Source organism: Methylocystis sp. SB2 (assembly GCF_049817085.1).
Classification (GTDB): domain Bacteria; phylum Pseudomonadota; class Alphaproteobacteria; order Rhizobiales; family Beijerinckiaceae; genus Methylocystis; species Methylocystis rosea.
In genome coordinates this window covers 1,439,293-1,455,505 of sequence record NZ_CP187401.1, presented here as the reverse complement: position 1 = coordinate 1,455,505, position 16,213 = coordinate 1,439,293, and the positions used below count along the sequence as shown (strand labels likewise).

General features: G+C 56.6%; 12 protein-coding genes. 11 read left to right on the top strand and 1 reads right to left on the bottom strand.

Going from position 1 to position 16,213, the window contains the following annotated elements; all coding sequences use genetic code 11:
• Nucleotides 1–8 precede the first annotated feature (8 nt).
• From ACPS74_RS07150 to ACPS74_RS07115, 8 genes are all read left to right on the top strand, one after another.
• Complete coding sequence (locus tag ACPS74_RS07150) at nt 9–1,577, top strand: efflux transporter outer membrane subunit (RefSeq protein WP_029650774.1); 1,569 nt, start codon at nt 9–11, stop codon at nt 1,575–1,577.
• 311 nt (nt 1,578–1,888) lie between these two features.
• Complete coding sequence (locus ACPS74_RS07145) at nt 1,889–3,076, top strand: tyrosine-type recombinase/integrase (protein WP_029650776.1); 1,188 nt, start codon at nt 1,889–1,891, stop codon at nt 3,074–3,076.
• Between the two features lie 96 nt (nt 3,077–3,172).
• On the top strand, nt 3,173–3,997 hold the full coding sequence (locus ACPS74_RS07140; protein WP_029650778.1) for a hypothetical protein: 825 nt from the start codon (nt 3,173–3,175) through the stop codon (nt 3,995–3,997).
• Between the two features lie 134 nt (nt 3,998–4,131).
• Nucleotides 4,132–4,446: a helix-turn-helix transcriptional regulator gene (locus ACPS74_RS07135; protein ID WP_083481359.1), complete on the top strand. Its 315-nt coding sequence runs from the start codon at nt 4,132–4,134 to the stop codon at nt 4,444–4,446.
• Nucleotides 4,447–4,545: 99 nt separating this feature from the next.
• On the top strand, nt 4,546–5,400 hold the full coding sequence (locus tag ACPS74_RS07130) for a hypothetical protein (protein WP_029650782.1): 855 nt from the start codon (nt 4,546–4,548) through the stop codon (nt 5,398–5,400).
• Between the two features lie 111 nt (nt 5,401–5,511).
• The gene (locus ACPS74_RS07125) at nt 5,512–7,338 is read left to right on the top strand and encodes a DUF927 domain-containing protein (RefSeq protein WP_083481360.1); all 1,827 of its coding nucleotides are present in this window, start codon (nt 5,512–5,514) and stop codon (nt 7,336–7,338) included.
• 667 nt (nt 7,339–8,005) lie between these two features.
• Nucleotides 8,006–8,479, top strand: a complete 474-nt coding sequence (locus tag ACPS74_RS07120; protein WP_239753952.1) for a hypothetical protein — start codon at nt 8,006–8,008, stop codon at nt 8,477–8,479.
• 193 nt (nt 8,480–8,672) lie between these two features.
• Complete coding sequence (locus ACPS74_RS07115) at nt 8,673–9,272, top strand: hypothetical protein (protein WP_029650790.1); 600 nt, start codon at nt 8,673–8,675, stop codon at nt 9,270–9,272.
• 174 nt (nt 9,273–9,446) lie between these two features.
• Here ACPS74_RS07115 and ACPS74_RS07110 read toward each other — a convergent pair whose 3' ends face one another.
• On the bottom strand, nt 9,447–9,635 hold the full coding sequence (locus ACPS74_RS07110) for a helix-turn-helix domain-containing protein (protein WP_425622401.1): 189 nt from the start codon (nt 9,633–9,635) through the stop codon (nt 9,447–9,449).
• Between the two features lie 364 nt (nt 9,636–9,999).
• On the opposite strand from ACPS74_RS07110, the gene ACPS74_RS07105 reads away from it, so the two are divergent.
• The 3 genes from ACPS74_RS07105 to ACPS74_RS07095 all read left to right on the top strand — a co-directional run bounded on the left by ACPS74_RS07105 (nt 10,000) and on the right by ACPS74_RS07095 (nt 16,178).
• Nucleotides 10,000–10,857 carry a DUF805 domain-containing protein gene (locus ACPS74_RS07105; protein WP_051381776.1) on the top strand — a complete coding sequence of 286 codons (858 nt, stop codon included), beginning with the start codon at nt 10,000–10,002 and terminating at the stop codon, nt 10,855–10,857.
• 440 nt (nt 10,858–11,297) lie between these two features.
• Nucleotides 11,298–11,576 carry a hypothetical protein gene (locus tag ACPS74_RS07100; protein ID WP_370646338.1) on the top strand — a complete coding sequence of 93 codons (279 nt, stop codon included), beginning with the start codon at nt 11,298–11,300 and terminating at the stop codon, nt 11,574–11,576.
• Nucleotides 11,577–12,032: 456 nt separating this feature from the next.
• Nucleotides 12,033–16,178 carry a hypothetical protein gene (locus ACPS74_RS07095; RefSeq protein ID WP_029650796.1) on the top strand — a complete coding sequence of 1,382 codons (4,146 nt, stop codon included), beginning with the start codon at nt 12,033–12,035 and terminating at the stop codon, nt 16,176–16,178.
• Nucleotides 16,179–16,213: the final 35 nt, after the last annotated feature.

The following is a 16,213-nucleotide window of genomic DNA, read 5'->3' as shown; positions in this document are numbered from 1 at the left end:
TCCGGCGCATGGGCAAGACGAGCGACATTTGCACGCAAAGAACCGGCGCCGCGCCTATGATGCGCGCCGCGACTCTTGCGTGGCTCGCCGCGTCGCTCGCCGGTTGCATGGTCGGCCCTGATTTTGTCCAGCCGCTTGGCCCGGACGCGCCGCATTTCACGCCGGAAGGGACAGCTTCCCCTGGCTCGGGCCAGCGTTTCGTTCAAGGACGCGACATCCCGGCGGATTGGTGGGCGCTTTATCGCTCAAAGCCGCTCGATACGCTCGTGCGCGACGCGCTCGAACATAATCCGTCGCTCGAAGCGGCCGAGGCGGCGATTGGCGTCGCTTATTTCAACGCCGAAGCGCAACGCGGCGTGCTCCTGCCTCAGGTCGGGATCCTCGCCACCGAAAGCCAGAACCTTCAGTCGAACAACCGCGCGCTCAGCGCCATCAACCAGTCGCTGTTCAACCAGTTCTACCCGAGCCCCTATAACCTCGTCACGGGGCAGCCGACTCCGAGCCCGCTCACGACCAATCCAAACGCGCCTTACGGCCTATTCCTGAAGCAGCTCTCGATCAGCTATGCGCCGGACATTTGGGGCCTAAACCGGCGAACGCTGGAGTCGCTTGAGGCGCAGACCCAGCAGGCGGGGTTTCAGTTGGAGGGGGCGCGGCTGGCGCTTACCTCGAATGTCGTCGTCGCCGCCATTCAAGAGGCGTCGATCCGCGGACAGATCGAGGCGACGAAGAACATCATTGCGATCCTGAAGGACTCGCTCGAAATCCTGAACCGGCAATATTCGTTTGGCTCGATCGCCAAGGCCGATGTCGTTGCGCAGGAGGCGGCGCTCGCACAGGCCGAGCAGGCGCTGCCGCCGCTTGAAAAGCAGCTCGCGCTCCAGCGCGACCTCCTGACCGCTCTCGCCGGCCGGTTCTCCTTTGACGAGATCGAACAGAAATTCAGGCTCTCGCAGCTGAAGCTGCCGGGAACAGTTCCGGTGAGCGTGCCCTCGATGCTCGTCGCGCAACGTCCGGACATTCGCGCCGCCGAGGCCAATCTTCATGCCGCGACCGCCGCGGTCGGCATCGCGCGCGCCAGCCGGCTGCCGAATATCACGCTCTCCGCCAATCTCGGCGCCAGCGCCTTTCATGCCGCACAGCTCTTTGCGCCCGGCACGGGGTTCTACACGCTTGCCGCCAACGCCGCGCAGCCGCTTTTCGACGGCATGACGCTGTTGAACAAGGAACGTTCGGCCGTCGCGGCTCTGGAGCAGGCCGACGCGCAATATCGCAGCACGGTCATCAATGCTTTTCAGAACGTCGCCGACGCGCTGCGCTCCCTGCAGATGGACGCCAGGGCGGTCGAAACCGCTCGCAAGAGCGAAGACGCGGCGAAGCGCAGCCTTGATATCGTGCGCATGCAATTGAAGTATGGCCAGGTCTCACAGATCGCCGTGTTTACCGCACAGAGGATCTACTTTAGCGCCTCATTGTTGCGCGTGCAGGCTGAGGCGACGCGTCTGGCCGACACCGCGGCGCTTTTCATGGCGCTCGGCGGCGGTTGGTGGAATCGCGATCCGGACATGCCTCACTAGGGTGACCGGCGCCGCGCAAAATGGAAATCAAAGTTAGGCGAATCATCGCGTTGGCGCCTCGAACGTCATGTCCGATCGTCTAGAGGAGGGTTAGGACGGCTTAATCGTTTAAATATAATTGATTAGTTTTAACGCGTGGCGGAAGGGGTGACCGCCTTCATAGATTCCAGGTTAGTCCAGGACTGTATCACAAGCATCTGAATAAATTGATTGTACGTGCTTTATCGTCGTCCAGGCAAGTTTGTTGCGGTCCTATTGAAGCCGGAATAGGATATGGGTTGAAATGTGGGGTATCTGAGTTAGGCGGAGGCATGCCGAAGCAAGGAAAGCATCCGGAAAAAGCTCTGTCCGCGCTTAAGATTCGATCTCTCAGGGAGCCGGGACGATACGCCGATGGAAATGGCCTCTATCTGGTCGTCGATCCATCCGGCGCCAAGAGGTGGATGTTGCGAACGGTCGTCCAGGGCCGCAGACGCGACATTGGTCTTGGAGGAACCAGCCTCGTTTCGCTGGCCGAGGCGCGGGAAAAGGCGCTCAGCTACCGGAAGCGCGCTCGTGAAGGGGGCGATCCCCTTGCCGAGAAGCGAAGAGTGGAGGCCAAACCGCCGACCTTTAGTGAGGGTGCCGGGCGGGTCTTTGATGAGCACTTTCCGAGCTGGAAGAACTCAAAGCACGCATCGCAGTGGATGAACACGCTGCGGCAATATGCTTTTCCATCCATCGGCGACATGCCGATCAACGAAGTCGACAGTCCCCACGTCCTACGTGTCCTCTCCCCGATCTGGCTATCGAAGCCTGAGACAGCGCGCCGCGTTCGTCAGAGAATCGGCACCGTATTGAGCTGGGCCAAGGCGGCCGGATATCGGACGGGCGACAACCCCGTCGAAGGAGTCGCCAAGGGGCTGCCCAAGCAACGTGATCGGAATGAGCATCACGCTGCGATGCCATTCGCGGAGGTTCCCGCCTTTGTTGCGCGACTTCAAGGCGCAGCCGACCAGGGGGAAATTACGCGCTTGGCGATCGAGTTCCTTATCCTCACCGCAGCCCGCACCGGCGAGGTGCTGGGCGCGAAATGGCGGGAGATCGACAAACCTGGACATGTCTGGACGATACCGGCTGATCGAATGAAAGGGGGGAGAGCCCATAGAGTGCCACTAAGCAGTCGATGTCTTGATATCCTGGAAAGAGCCAGGCGGCTGAGCGCAGCAAGCGAATTTATTTATCCCGGGCGAACGATCGCTCGTCCGATGTCGAACATGGTCTTTAATATGATGCTGCGGAGGATGGACGTGCCGTTTACAGTTCACGGCTTTCGGTCTTCATTCAGGGATTGGGCTGCCGAACGCACGAGCTACTCGCGAGAAATTTGCGAAATGGCGCTCGCCCACACGGTTAGCAACAAGGTTGAAGCGGCTTATCGTCGGACCGATTTGTTCGACAAACGTCGCGCGCTGATGCAAGAGTGGGCGAGCTATTTATCACCGGACAGCTGTGCCTGATATTGAGTTATCTCCTGAGACCTCCGACAGGCCTGCATCATTAGCCTTAGACTTTTCCGAAAATTTGGGTGAAGCCAACAATTTGGAGCCATCAGAATGGACCTCTTCACGGCTGTTTCGGTTTTGACCAGTGACGAAGAGCCGAAATTTCGGTTCGAACGAGAGTTCGCGGCTGCGACTTTCGCCGGTTGGCTCAACTGGCCGCGAGAACAATTCGCGGCGGAAAATGTGACTTTGGTTGCGCTGCTGCATGCGACTGCAAAAATGCGGACAGCAGGAGAGCAAATCGACTCCCATTGGTTCTCCGCCGTTTTTGAGCCTGAAACCTTTTTGAAGCAAATCCCCGAAGGCGCAATTTCTTTACCGGACTTCTGGTTCATCAATGATGGTCTGGGGAATTTTGATGAGACCCGTTACGCTGCTGACATAGTCAGATTTTTGCTCAGCTATAAGAGCTTGAAGGACGATAAGCGTTATGGTCCCAGCCTCGGAAAGGCCTCGGAATTCATCAACCAGCACGGCGGCTTTCCGGGAGATAAAGTAATTTCCAAGCGCTCGCTTGAATACAGCGACTCGGCGCATCAGGAAGTATGGCGCTTATATAAAAAGACGAGCGCATTTCAATTTGTCCGCTACTACGATTCCGACATCACCTGGTTGCTTGATCCGTGCGCAACGAGCTTCTTCGACGAGCTTGCTCAGATCGCCAGCATGACCCGATCGCTGCAGGGATTCTTTTCAAAAGCCCGCTGGGTGCAGGAGGATCTCATACGAGTGATTGATCGACGATCTTTGAGTGAAGCCGACCTTTTTATCTTTCCTGAATCGGTTATCGCTCAGAAATGCCGCGTACCGAAGATGCCTAAGAAAGGATACGCCGCGCTGGCTAATTATGAGCGAAATCGTGCGCCTCCAGACTAGGTCAATAATCGGAATAGATTCAGTTAATTACAAAGTCCTCCTGAAGCTAACAGGATGTCTTTTGACCTAAGTGCAGAATTTTTTAACGGGCGAAGGTTTGGCAAGTTGGCGGCGTTCGCAAAGGAGACGCCAACATGCAGAACATTGGCCGGCGCCAGCGCCACAGTGAATTTTCAACCGACGGACTGCCTTTCGCGGGGTTCGTAAAGCTAAATAGAGTCATCGGCCCTCGAGGGCCGATACCGGTAAGCAGATCTACTTGGTGGGCTGGTGTCCGTTCGGGTCGCTTCCCTAAGCCAGTCAAAATTGGTCCGCGTTCGAGCGCGTGGGACGTTAACGGTATCCGCGAGCTCGTCGCGTCGATAGCGAATTCCGGGTGCAATTCAAACGAAGCGCTTGAGGCGCGTCCAATCGACCAAGCATCACCAATCGCGCGCTACGACGACTGATTACCTAAGCCTCCAAAACTGAAGCCATAGCTCTGTCAGCGATCTGAAAAATGGTCGACGGCGAAGCTATGCGCAAACTCCAACCAAGTGAGAAGCACCATGTTCAACAACACACTTGATGAGAAACACTACGCCGAAACAGGCTCGCGGGGTGAGCCGACTGCGGCCGAACTAAAGGAGCAGGTCCTCGAATGCGTTCACACGCTCCGAAGTTCAACCTTTGGAGACGAGGAAGGCAGAGAATCTCTCGCCAATATTCTTGAGAACTGCGATCCGGGTCATCGCTGCGGTTCGGCGGCGTGTCTTATGTGTGGCACTGCCGCCAAGCGTTTCCTCGTCAAACGCGTCGACAGGTTGTGGCCTGAACCGACGCCGCTAAAGTCTTTCGCGCTCATTTCACCGGCATTTCAGCGCGCTCTAGGCACCCTCGACTCCATCAGCTTCAAATCCATCAGAACTCTAACGCGCGGGTGGCTGGAGTCCGCGGGATTCAGCGATCTGAAGGCGTTCGGCTTCATTGACCTCTGTCATTCCATCGATCGACGTACCGGTAAAGAAGAGTGGTCTCCACACATTCACATGGTTACGCCCGTGGAGGGCTCTGAGGGTCTAACGCGTGCGCTTAAAGCCACTCTAGAGTCCGGAGCGCAGGCTCCTATCCCAGTGCGTGGGGTGACTGTTCGTGATCGAAGCCGTCAGATTAGCTACGTCTTCAAACCGAGGCCAACCCGCACAGTTCGCTACGCGGCGAGTAGCGGAAAGGCCTACCCGACGAAGCACTGGCTGAAGCGCGAACAACAGGTCGAAGCTCTGCTGTGGTTCGGCCGGTACAAGGCTCTCGATCGCAGCGTGACGATCAATCTCGGCGAAAGCATTCGGCAGCTGAAATCCTCGCGCTCATGTGCCTCACCAGCTCATGACATTGGCCGAAAACGTATGGCTACACAGCGTTAGCGCCATAGGCGGCCGATCATCGCTTTGATCAACGCCAGGTGAGGCATTGAGGCAGATCCGCCTTGCCTCACCGCCTCACCTCTCCTTCCATTTCCAAATGCGAGAAACGTCATGAACGGCAAATCATCCCGAACCAGCAAACTAATCAAGAAGGTTCAGCGCCAAGCCTCTCCGAAGAATATCAAGGGAAGTGTTGGCTCAAAAGCCGCAATTGCGGTCGCCAGGCCAAGGCTTGCTCTAAAGGTGCCTGCGAAAAAAAGGCCGGTCCATTCGAATCCGAGTTCAACAACGGCGATCCCTCTAACTGGGTGGTCGGCGATTCGCCTTCGCGATGAAGCGAAAAACTTGCTATCGATTGAGTTCCGATTCCCTGATGGCGAGGGCGGTGAGAGTCGGCACGAGATTCCCAACAGTTATACGGTAAGTCAAATGTGCCGCGAATTGCGCGGATTCACGACGGCTCTTCCTAAACTGCCCAAAACCGCGGTTCAGTTCATTGAGCGCGTCATCGCTTTGGCTCCGGCGGGTTTTTGCGTCAAAGCTGCAAAGCCCGGTTGGAAGTGGCGTTCTGCCGACAGCGAGCATTTGCCATCCGCGTTCGTGACTCCGCACTTCACCATACCGAAGAGTGCACCTTTTCGATGGAGAGCGCGATCAAGCAGCGGGCTGGGAAGGATGTGCGGATCGTTGGAGGCTTGGCAGGATGAGGTGGCATCTTTTGCGAAGCACTCAAACTATCTCAATTTCGGCTTGTGCTGCGCTGCCGCCGCTCCTCTCGCACGCTTCGCAAACCTATCAGAACTCGCAGTTTTCAATCTTGTCGGTGAAAGCAGCGTCGGAAAAACGACCGTCGCACGCGCGGCGATGTCCGCGATAGCATCCCCAGATTCTATCCGCGGCTGGGACTTAAAGAACAGGGCATTGGAAGAGGCAGCCGCTCAGCACAACGATTTTCTGTTTGTGCTAAATGGTGCCGAAAAGGCTCCTGTTCGAGAACGCTCTCTGCTGATTGAACGCATCATACATATGCTGCCGGAAGGAACGTCCACTGCTCGTTCTTTGGTGGTGCAGGACACTCTTCCCGACGAAAGTTGGAGCACGATTGTTTTGAGCACCAGTAACTCCAAGGGAGCTGAAATGATTCCGTCCTCTCGAGGATGGGATGCTCAAGACGCCGTGCGTTTCATCGATATCCCCGTGCCGTCTATTGGCCATGGGGGGATATTCGACCGATTGGCAAAAGACTCGGTGAGTGAATCTTCGGAGTACATCAAGAAATTGGAAAGAAATCTGCTTGGGGCATACGGCTCGTTTCTACCCGCGTGGATCAATTACTTGCTGGAGAAAGATCGAACAGTCCGGCTGCGATATTGGTCACGTGTTTACCTCGACTTCGCAAAGGCAAGTCCTGGCATTGAAGAGCGAGTAGCGCGGAAGTTTGCCCTCATCTATGCCGCAGGGAAAATCGCAGTTGAAGCGAAATTGCTGCCATTTGGGGAAGCGCCCGTGTACGATGCGGTTAAAACGCTCCACATTCGTTCGAAACGTTTTCGAACGAGCCCCTCGCGGGATCTTCGCAAAGTTCTTAATAATGTCGCCAATCGACTCCAAAGCGGCGATGGCCTTCACGAACCTTCTAGCGGAGGGAGAGTTGTGGTTGATGCGTCGAGAATGCTCTTTGGAGTTAGGACAGTCTTGGACGGCACGCGTGTCATAGGCTTCAGAAAGGAGGCGCTAGAGATTCAATTCGGAGAACCTTCGGCGCGAGCCTTCGTATCCTGGCTCCTTAAAATGAAATTGCTCCCGGCGAGCGATGGAGGGCCAGTAACCACTCAATTGCGAGTCGAATTGAGTGTCGGCGGGAAGCGAATAGCAAAGCCGCGCTTCCTCGTTGTACACGAAGAGCAACTTCAACGGGCTATCTCTAAGGTTCAATAGCTTTCGATCGACAATTGGCTGGGTAGCGCAAACGCGCGACCCAGCCATGGACGCTGATCGTTAAGGTGATTTGACGTTTCCTATTCGCCTCGGCCTATCGTTGGGCTCGTATAAGGAGCGCGGCGAGATGGGCAATGATGTCGAGCATGCTACATGGGACTTCACTATCCGCATCACGCGTACAGCGCTACTGCTCGCGCCACGAGACTATCTCGATGCGATCGCAGCTCGTCTTTCGGAAGCGCAGATTCACGACGCGGTGAGGCGACGGGATAGCACGGCGATCTTTGACTGGCTGATGGCCTCGATCTCATTGCAAGGAATTAGCGACGCCATCGCTCTTAGCTTTGACGCGCGTCACGGCGGCGTTTGCTACGCCGAGATCGAGTCAGCATTGCGCACGCCGCCAATTTGCCCCCGGCTGCGGTGCTACTGGCGTTTTGAGACTTGCCGGTATCGAAAAGGCGAGAGGACATGCGCTGAACCAGGCCTTCAAGCATTCTGCCCATTGCCGAAACATCCGCTTCGGAAGGGATCGCTGAACGTCGCGGCCTATAGCTTATTTCTATTTATCCGTGATGTTTGCGATGGCGATTTCGTCAGCTGGATTGATGCGCGGCTGGAAGCTGCAGACCCAGGATTCGGCATAGCCGGCCGTGCAGGAGCCATGGGCGCCGCTGTGCTCGATCCTCTTCGTCACGTCGACGGCGTCGGCCCTAAACTCTGGAACATGATGCTGGCCGACCTGTTGCTCGCGACCGATCCGCAACGAGAGCGATGGGTGACGGCCGGCGCGAGCATGATCGCGATCGACACGCTCATCCATAATTTTCTTCATCGCACCGGCGTTTTGCGAAGGTTTGGCGCGGAGCACGCCTATGGCGCCGGATGTTACGCGCCACATGGATGCGCGGCGATCGTCTCCGGCCTTGCCAAGCGGATCGATGCTCGGGAGTTCAATTCGCTAAACCCTGCAACCTTCCCGCGCTTCGTCCAGCACGCTCTATGGGGATTCTGCGCCGCCTGGGGATGGAACATCTGCAACGGCAATACAATCGATGATCGTCGAAGATGCGCGAACGGCAATTGCCCGGCGTTCTCGACGTGTGACCGCGTTCTTCTGAAGCCGCAGAGGGCCTGAAGCGCCGATCCCAGACCTACTCTGAAGGAGCGATTATCCGCCTTTTTTAAGGGGCAAAAACTAGGTCTTGACAATAGGAATATAATCCTGTATACTGCCCCCAACGGGGTTTCGTCAGCGCGCTCGGCAGCGACGCCGCCCCGATCAATCGACCAAGGGCCTCAGGCCCTTTTGTCACTTCTGGAGGGCAGGCATGACCGGCAAAAAGCAAATCGAAAGAGAGGCGGGGGAAACCCCGACGCTCATCGTCTTTGGGCTCGACGAAACCAAAAGGCCGCACGCATCGGCTTTTTCGACCCGTCAGGGCGAACTCGCCGAAAAAGCGGCGGGGCTGATGGGCATGACGGCGCTGCGCCTCGCGACCGATGAGCAAAAGGCGCTCGCCGCCAAGCTGCCCAAGGGGCGGGTGTTCGCCAGCGGCCGGGCCTTCGTGCCTTTCGTGCGGGCGGGGCTGTATGAGGCGATCGTCGCCGCCGCCGCTGGGGTGCTGGCCAAAACCGCGCCATCGGCCTGTGCGGCCTCGGCTGACTCGCCAAAGGCCGACGCAGGCTCGGGGCCCCCGGCCGGGGCCGCCAAACCCGCAACGCCGCCGCAGCCGGCCGGCTGGGCCGACATTCGGGTCGGCAGCGTCGTGCTCGCCACGGCCGGCCCCGACCAGGGCTGGTACGAGTCGGAAGTTATCGAAATCCTCGACGACCTGTTGAAGCTCAGATGGCGCAGCTGGCCGGAAGAGCCGGTTTTCGCGCGCCGATTTTCTCAGGTCGGCCTGCTGCCCCCGAACGGAACGATCTGAGGCGATGGCGAATGCCCGGGCTGCTACCAACCGGTTCGGCATCCAGTTCTCGGATTCGAAGCGCGGCATGCGCGCCTCACCGTCGCCGACGGCGCCGAACCGAAGACGACGCTCGTCATCCGGCTGTCTGGAATATTGTTGCGCTGGTCCGTGCCGACCGACGCAGTATATCGCCTACTTCGCCTTCCGTGGCTTGCGGCCCGCCCTTAGTGGAGACGGTTTCCTGTCACCTGGCTCTGGCGCTACGAAAAAATCGGACAGCTGTATGCCGAGTGTATGAGCCAAATTCTCTAGGGTTTCTATTGTGGTGTTCTCTCGACCACGTTCGATACGTCCAACGTAGGATGGCTCGCATCCGGCCATAAGGCCCAGCGCCTCTTGAGAGAGACCTTTTGCAACCCGAAGGCGTCGCAGATTCCAACCAACCAACTGGCGAGCTTTCATGAACGACGAAGCGCACCACTTGCACACCATTAATCCAGGCATTAAAATACCTGTATTAAGAAGGACAGCCGCTGGCGCTTCGCCGGCGACCGCGGAAGGCAACATGACCCACGCGTGTCGCGAGGAGGGGTCTTGGGGGAGGATACGAATGGGGCTGTCAGAACTTGCTCTTCGTCGAACGCTGTTTCGCCACATGCTGTGATCGCCGAAGGAGCGCACTCAATAGCAGCCCCTTCGCGCCTCAATCCTTTCCTCGACCCCAAAAAATTAGCAGGAGTTTTCGATGTTCGAGGCCTATCTGGACGCGATGCGCAACTACGCCGTTTTCAGCGGGCGCGCTTCGCGAAGGGACTATTGGTTCTTTGTGTTAACGCTAGCCCTGTTCGCGTTCGCGGCGGCCATCCTCGATTCGCTATTCGGAACGACGAATCCTCACGGAGGCCTGTTTCTCGGACTGGTGTTTGTCACACACCTAATGCCGCAGCTCGCGGCGTTGGCTCGGCGTCTGCATGACGTTGGCTGGTCTGGATGGTGGCTGCTGGTTCTTCTCACCGGCCTTGGCGGGTTATTTCTCTTCGCGCTCGCCTGCTTGCCCGGAGCCGAGTGCCCAAATCGCTACGGCGCAGCGCCCGTTTCTGGCCCACGCTCGAACGCCAACGCTGTCAGCGGCGCGCCTAACGAGCCTCGCAGGCTCGCCACCAGCGCCCCTCAGAAATGGCTGCTGATCGGTTTCGGGCTCGCGATTCTGGTGGCAGTTATCGGAGGCAGTACTATGGGCGGAACGCGCGTTGGCTGCGATGCGCCAGAGGTCAAGGAACTAGTCTTAGGGAAGGTGGGCGGATTGCTCAATATGGTCAACAATGGCGATGGAAACCGGCCGGGTGTGCCCCAAGAAACGCTCGACCTGCTTGCGAGCGGCGGCAACACGCTCGATCTTCTACAAGGCAAAAAGCAACACCTTCCACCCTCTCCGGATGGAAAGCCATACTTGACCGCCGTTAGCACGACATGGACTGTCGGCAATCGGCATGCGTGCACGGCGCACGCTGTAGACAGCAAAGGCAGACTATGGCCTGTCAGTTACATTCTCGACGTCGCCGACGACGGAAAGAACTTTTCGGTAGGAATCCAGCAATTCTAGGATAGCTAGCCGCTTCCTCATTGCTTGCACCACCCGGGCGCGCCAATGACTGAAGTGATTGATCGAAGCCTAAAAAGCTTTGGTGTCTGAGATTCAGCTCAGCCCCAGATACGGACCATAGATGGACCGTCTATCCACCGCGCCAAAGCGCGTAGACGAAAGCGCCCACGAAAATCGCGAACAGCGCGAGGCTCGGCCAGTCATAGCGGTCGCGGAAGGGCAGCTTGCGCCACTCGCGCTCAGCATCTTCGTCCCGGTTGTGTTGCCCTCGCCAGCCCATCAGAATCTATTAGATCAGTTCCCAGCGCGCGGAAAGCTCAGACGAAGTGCAGCTGCCGGGGTGCACGCAACCGTGTCGCCATGGCGCAGGAATTTCCGGCTATCGCTCTCTCAGTCTCTGCCGCATACTGCAGGGCCATTTTTTCGAGGAGGGCAATATGCTGAAAAAGCTTTTTACTACTTCAGTCTTCATCGCTGGCGTTTTGTGTTCCCCAGGCGTTTACGCCCAGGCTCCATCCAACCCAGACTGTGCCGCCAAAGCGACTGAAAAGAAGCTGCATGGCGCAGCATTGAACAGTTTCATAAAAAAGTGCGAGAGGGATGCAGCGACGAGTGCGTGCGACGCAGCTGCGGTCGAAAAGAAGCTAGCAGGAGCGGCCCGAACCAGCTTCACGAAGAAGTGCGTCAAGGACGCCACGAAGACTCGCCCTGCTCAGTGATTTTCGCGATCATTTACGGCCGCAACTCCAGCGCCTTACCGATATAATCCGGCCAGACCCGTAACCTTCTACCGCGATACGCCGACGACGCGGATTGAGGTCATCCACCATAGAACGCCCGCCGCGCACGAGCAGATTGTTTCATCGCGTTTTAATAGATCGAGCGTTGGAACTCCGATCCAACGCTCGTCGAGCTGAACTTGCCGCATCGGAGTCCGCTTAGCGCCAGTAGCGGTCATTAACTCGCATTACCTTGCGGCCAAGAAGCGGACCTTCGAGGAGTCGGAGCGCGTCTTGATTGATGTCGACGACCCCGGACTAGTTCTCCGAAGTTTCGCAGTAGCTTGGAGATAGATCCTTCAAAGGTCGCTTTGAAGTGTGCTTTACAGTTGCCATTCACCAGCTTGCGCACGACAATAGCTGCGTACTCTTTTCCAGCAACATTACGGCGCGAATATGCCAGACCGGATTGTTCTTCAGATAGACCCTCATGGGAAGGAGCCTCCAAAGAACCAACGGTTTTCTGAATTTTCCGATGATCCCAACATCATCCTCCTTGGCGATCCGGGCGCTGGAAAATCTCACCTATTCGATGCATGGGCTAGGCGTACTGGCGGACGCTTTGTGACCGTTCGGCACTTTCTCATAACGCCGACCTCGACCGCTGACGAGATTATCTTCATTGATGCATTGGATGAAAAGCGCGCGGGGCGACGCGATCGCGACACGGTCGATGCATTGGTTCAAAAACTCTTCGATAGCAAACCTAAGAAGGTCCGACTTGCGTGCAGAGCGCACGATTGGCTTGGCGGCACCGACTTGGCATCCCTTAGGCCCTTCTTCGATCTACACGGTGGGGTAAGAGTACTGACCCTTATGCCTCTTACAGAGAGCGAGCAGCACGCACTGCTCAACGATAGGGGGGTAGTCGACGCCGAGAAGTTTGTAGAGGAGGCGAAAAAACGCGGTCTTGCCGATTTCTTGCAGAATCCTCAGAACCTCATCATGCTCAGCGAAGCGGTCAAAGATAAGAAATGGCCTGCAAACACGCGCGAGCTACTTGATAGCGCTACCAAACTTCTGCTCAGAGAGCACAATACAGATCGCGCGCGTACCGGGATCGGCGTTTTCAATGAACATGAGGTGAGACCGCCCGCCGGCGCAAGCGACGCATTGCGATTGATAAGCGACGTGGACGGCATATGCCTCGCAGAGACGAGCGACAGTCCGCATCGTCCGAGCTATCGCACCATACCGTTCGCGCCCGGCGATCTCGTCCTTGCCGCTCTCAGCCGACGCGCCTTTCGCTCGATTGGCGACGAATGCGTGGACTATCTCCACAGAATTCTTGCTGAATATTTAGCTGCTGAATGGTTGGCAGACCGCGTCCGCAATCATGGCTTCCCGATTACGCGCGTTATTGCGTTAACAAGCGTCGATGGGATTCCCACTCCAGAATTGCGGGGAATGCATGCTTGGTTGACTATATTGCTTCCGGAGCATGCGACGCTACTGATCCGCGCAGACCCGTTTGGCAAACTCATATACGGCGATCCTACCCAATTGGGCCTCACATTGCGGCGGGACTTGCTAAGTGCCCTACGAACTCTCGCTACAGCGGACCCGCATTTTCGACCCGAAATCCATTCAAACAGTAATCTCGCTATCCTCTCCCAGCCAGATATGGCCACTGAACTCCGAACTATCCTACAGGAGCGAGACGGGCCGTTTGGACTGAAGGCGATTGTATTGGAAGCGCTCGCACAGAGCCCCGTGCCAGCACTGAAATCGAACCTGCTCAACCTTGTTGTCGCACCCGAAGCGCCTTTCGGCTTGAAGCGGCCGGCGATTTTATCCTTGCTTCGGCAGGACGCGAATGCGGAGCTGCTCAAATGCTATAAGCGTTTGGATAACGAACCGGACAACCTCCGTGTCCGTGCGGAGATACTCTCCCATTTGTACGCCAGCAATTTTTCTGAATCGGATTTGGTCGCGTTCATAAGCGATGTGAGTTCTAGTAAAGGGCAAATGGTGGGTGGTACTCTCTGGAGCGTTGCAAGATCCATTCCTGAAGATAGGGTTGTCCCAGCTTTAGATGCGCTACGATCGACTCTCCATACCGAATCGTCGAAAAAGTTTGGTCGTCGAGAAGTCCCGCAATTCATCGACGATTTGGTCGTTCGTGTGCTGTCTGCACCAACGGAAGGCATCACCGGCGCACGTCTGTATGGATGGATTGATTTCCGCTTATCATTGCGAGACGACCATTCACTTCAACCTTTGGAGAACATAAGAAACGCGCTGAAGCAGTCCGCTCGGCTGATCCGTGAAACGTTCATTGCAGCGCTGTCTGCATACCGCGCAACTCAGCCTTTTTGGTCGCTACTGAGGCGTCTTCGCGCTTGGCTGCCAGTTCCGCTGCACGACGAGCCGCTTCAGTGGCTTTCCGATCGAATTACAAGCGGCGCTTATCGAGGCGCTAAGCTTGCACAGCTTTATGAAATGGCTTTGAACTTATGTTTCGAAAATCCAGACGCGAGTGAAAGCACGTTCGAGGCTCTGTACGCGCTCGCTGACGGCCTGCCTCAATTGCTTCCGGTTAGGGCCGCGACCTTAACAGCAGAAATCCACCCGTGGAGGCAACGAGAAGCAGAACGGTTGGCCGTTGAAGCAAAGAAACAATCTCAGGGTCGAGAGCGCAACGTAGCGGAATTTCAGAAAAACGCACTAAGTATCGAACACGGGCTGAATATCAACTGGCTGACTTGGATTGCAAACATATACTTCGCGAATTACAGCGACGTCGACAGCTCTCTCTCTCCTAGGCAGCGACTCGAGGCAGCGCTGGGGCCTGACTCAGTCGGAAGTGCATTGCAGGGCCTTAAGGCGTTCGTACGCCGGTCAAGAAATGTCCCTTCACTTACTGCAATTCTAGACGCGGCGCGGCGAAATGAATTTCCCATGTCGTGGTACATCGCACTCGCCGGAATGGACGAGTGTTGGCTGGAACGGCCGTCACTCAAAGGATTTGCAGAGCGGACGCTTAAGTCACTACTCGCCCTCGACCTCGTCATCCCCACGACAACAATAAGCAAAGACAATGTGATGAGGACCGACGATCGAGAGTGGAAGCACGCCCTGATCAAGGCTGACAAGGCCTTGGTAATCTCCGTGTACACGGCGCTCGCTCGCAACACCTTGGATTTGCCCAATCAACCGCTCAATGGATTCTTTGAACTCTTGCGTGGTCCATTCTTTGAGGCAGAGCGCGATCAAATCGCATTGCGGCTTCTTGAACGGTTCCCAGAGGCTCAACCGCAGCGGCTTGAAGATATGCTGTTGACCGCGAGAACGAAGAGGAATGAAAAGTCCCTCCGCAACTTAGCCCGCAAGTTCTCTTCACCTGAAGCTGGGTTGAATCCCGAGCAACGACGACTTTGGGTGATCACGGGCTATCTGACGGACGCCGAGAGCTTTCGCAGTTTGCTAAGAGAGGAAACACGATCGCCCGAGATCGTTTGGCAACTCCGCGCGCTGACAAAGCACACGCGCGATCAAGCTGGCACATCACTCGTCATGATTACACCAGAACAACTCGGTGAACTGACTTCGCTCATTGGCCGCCACTGCGAGAACGTGGGATTTCCTAACGGCGGCTGGAGTGGGGACCGGAACCCATGGGATGGAGCCGAGTACGTAAGAAACATGCTCGCAACCCTATCAGCTCTTACTGACGATCAGTCGCAACGGACATTAAGAGGTCTACTCTTCGATCCCAACCTTGTAGGATTCACGAACGACGTTAAGCATTTTATTGCCAACCAACAAGCGAAGGTGCGAGAGATGGCCTTCCAGCAGCCTACTTGGGATCAAGCAATCGCAGCGCTTTCGAACGATAAACCTGCGAGCGTCGCCGATCTGAGTGCATTGGTCGTGGAATATCTGAAAGCGATCAGCTTGCAGATAAACGCAGGAAACACTGATCTCTACAAGCAGCTCTTTTGGAATGAAGACACGTTTGGCCGCCCGACGACTGCAAGAGTTGAGGAAAGCGCGCGAGATGCCATTGTAGACCAGCTGAGGGTTCAGTCCGCTGCGCTAGGGCTTGTCATAGAACCAGAAGGGCATATGGCGACGGACAAGCGAGCTGACATCGTCATATTCTTCGGCAAACATAAGCTCGTATTGGAATTGAAGCGCGACAGCCATCCTGAACTTTGGAGAGCATATGAGACTCAACTCGAAAGGTTCTACACACGAGACCCGCAAGCGAGCGGATATGGCATCTATTTGGTGCTTTGGTATGGGGCGAACAGGTCGGGCACGCTCCCCAGCAGAGGCAAGGGGTTGTCTGCTCCGAAAAGCGCCTCGGAATTGCAGTCCATCTTGCAGGAACTCGTCGGGCGCAATCCGAAATTGGTAGCTGTAGTGGTTGATGTTTCGATCCCCGATGGCGGCAAACCCGCCTTGTCGCCGAAGGGAGCGACTGAATCCGGCCGCCCTGCCAAATCGAAAGTGTCGCAGAAATCCGCGCGAAAGCGCGTGACAACTAGCTCATTAGCCGCAACGAAACGGAAGAGCAGCGGCACTAAACGGAAGTAACGCGCAGTAGCCCTTCCTTCCCATCTAGCGGTCCT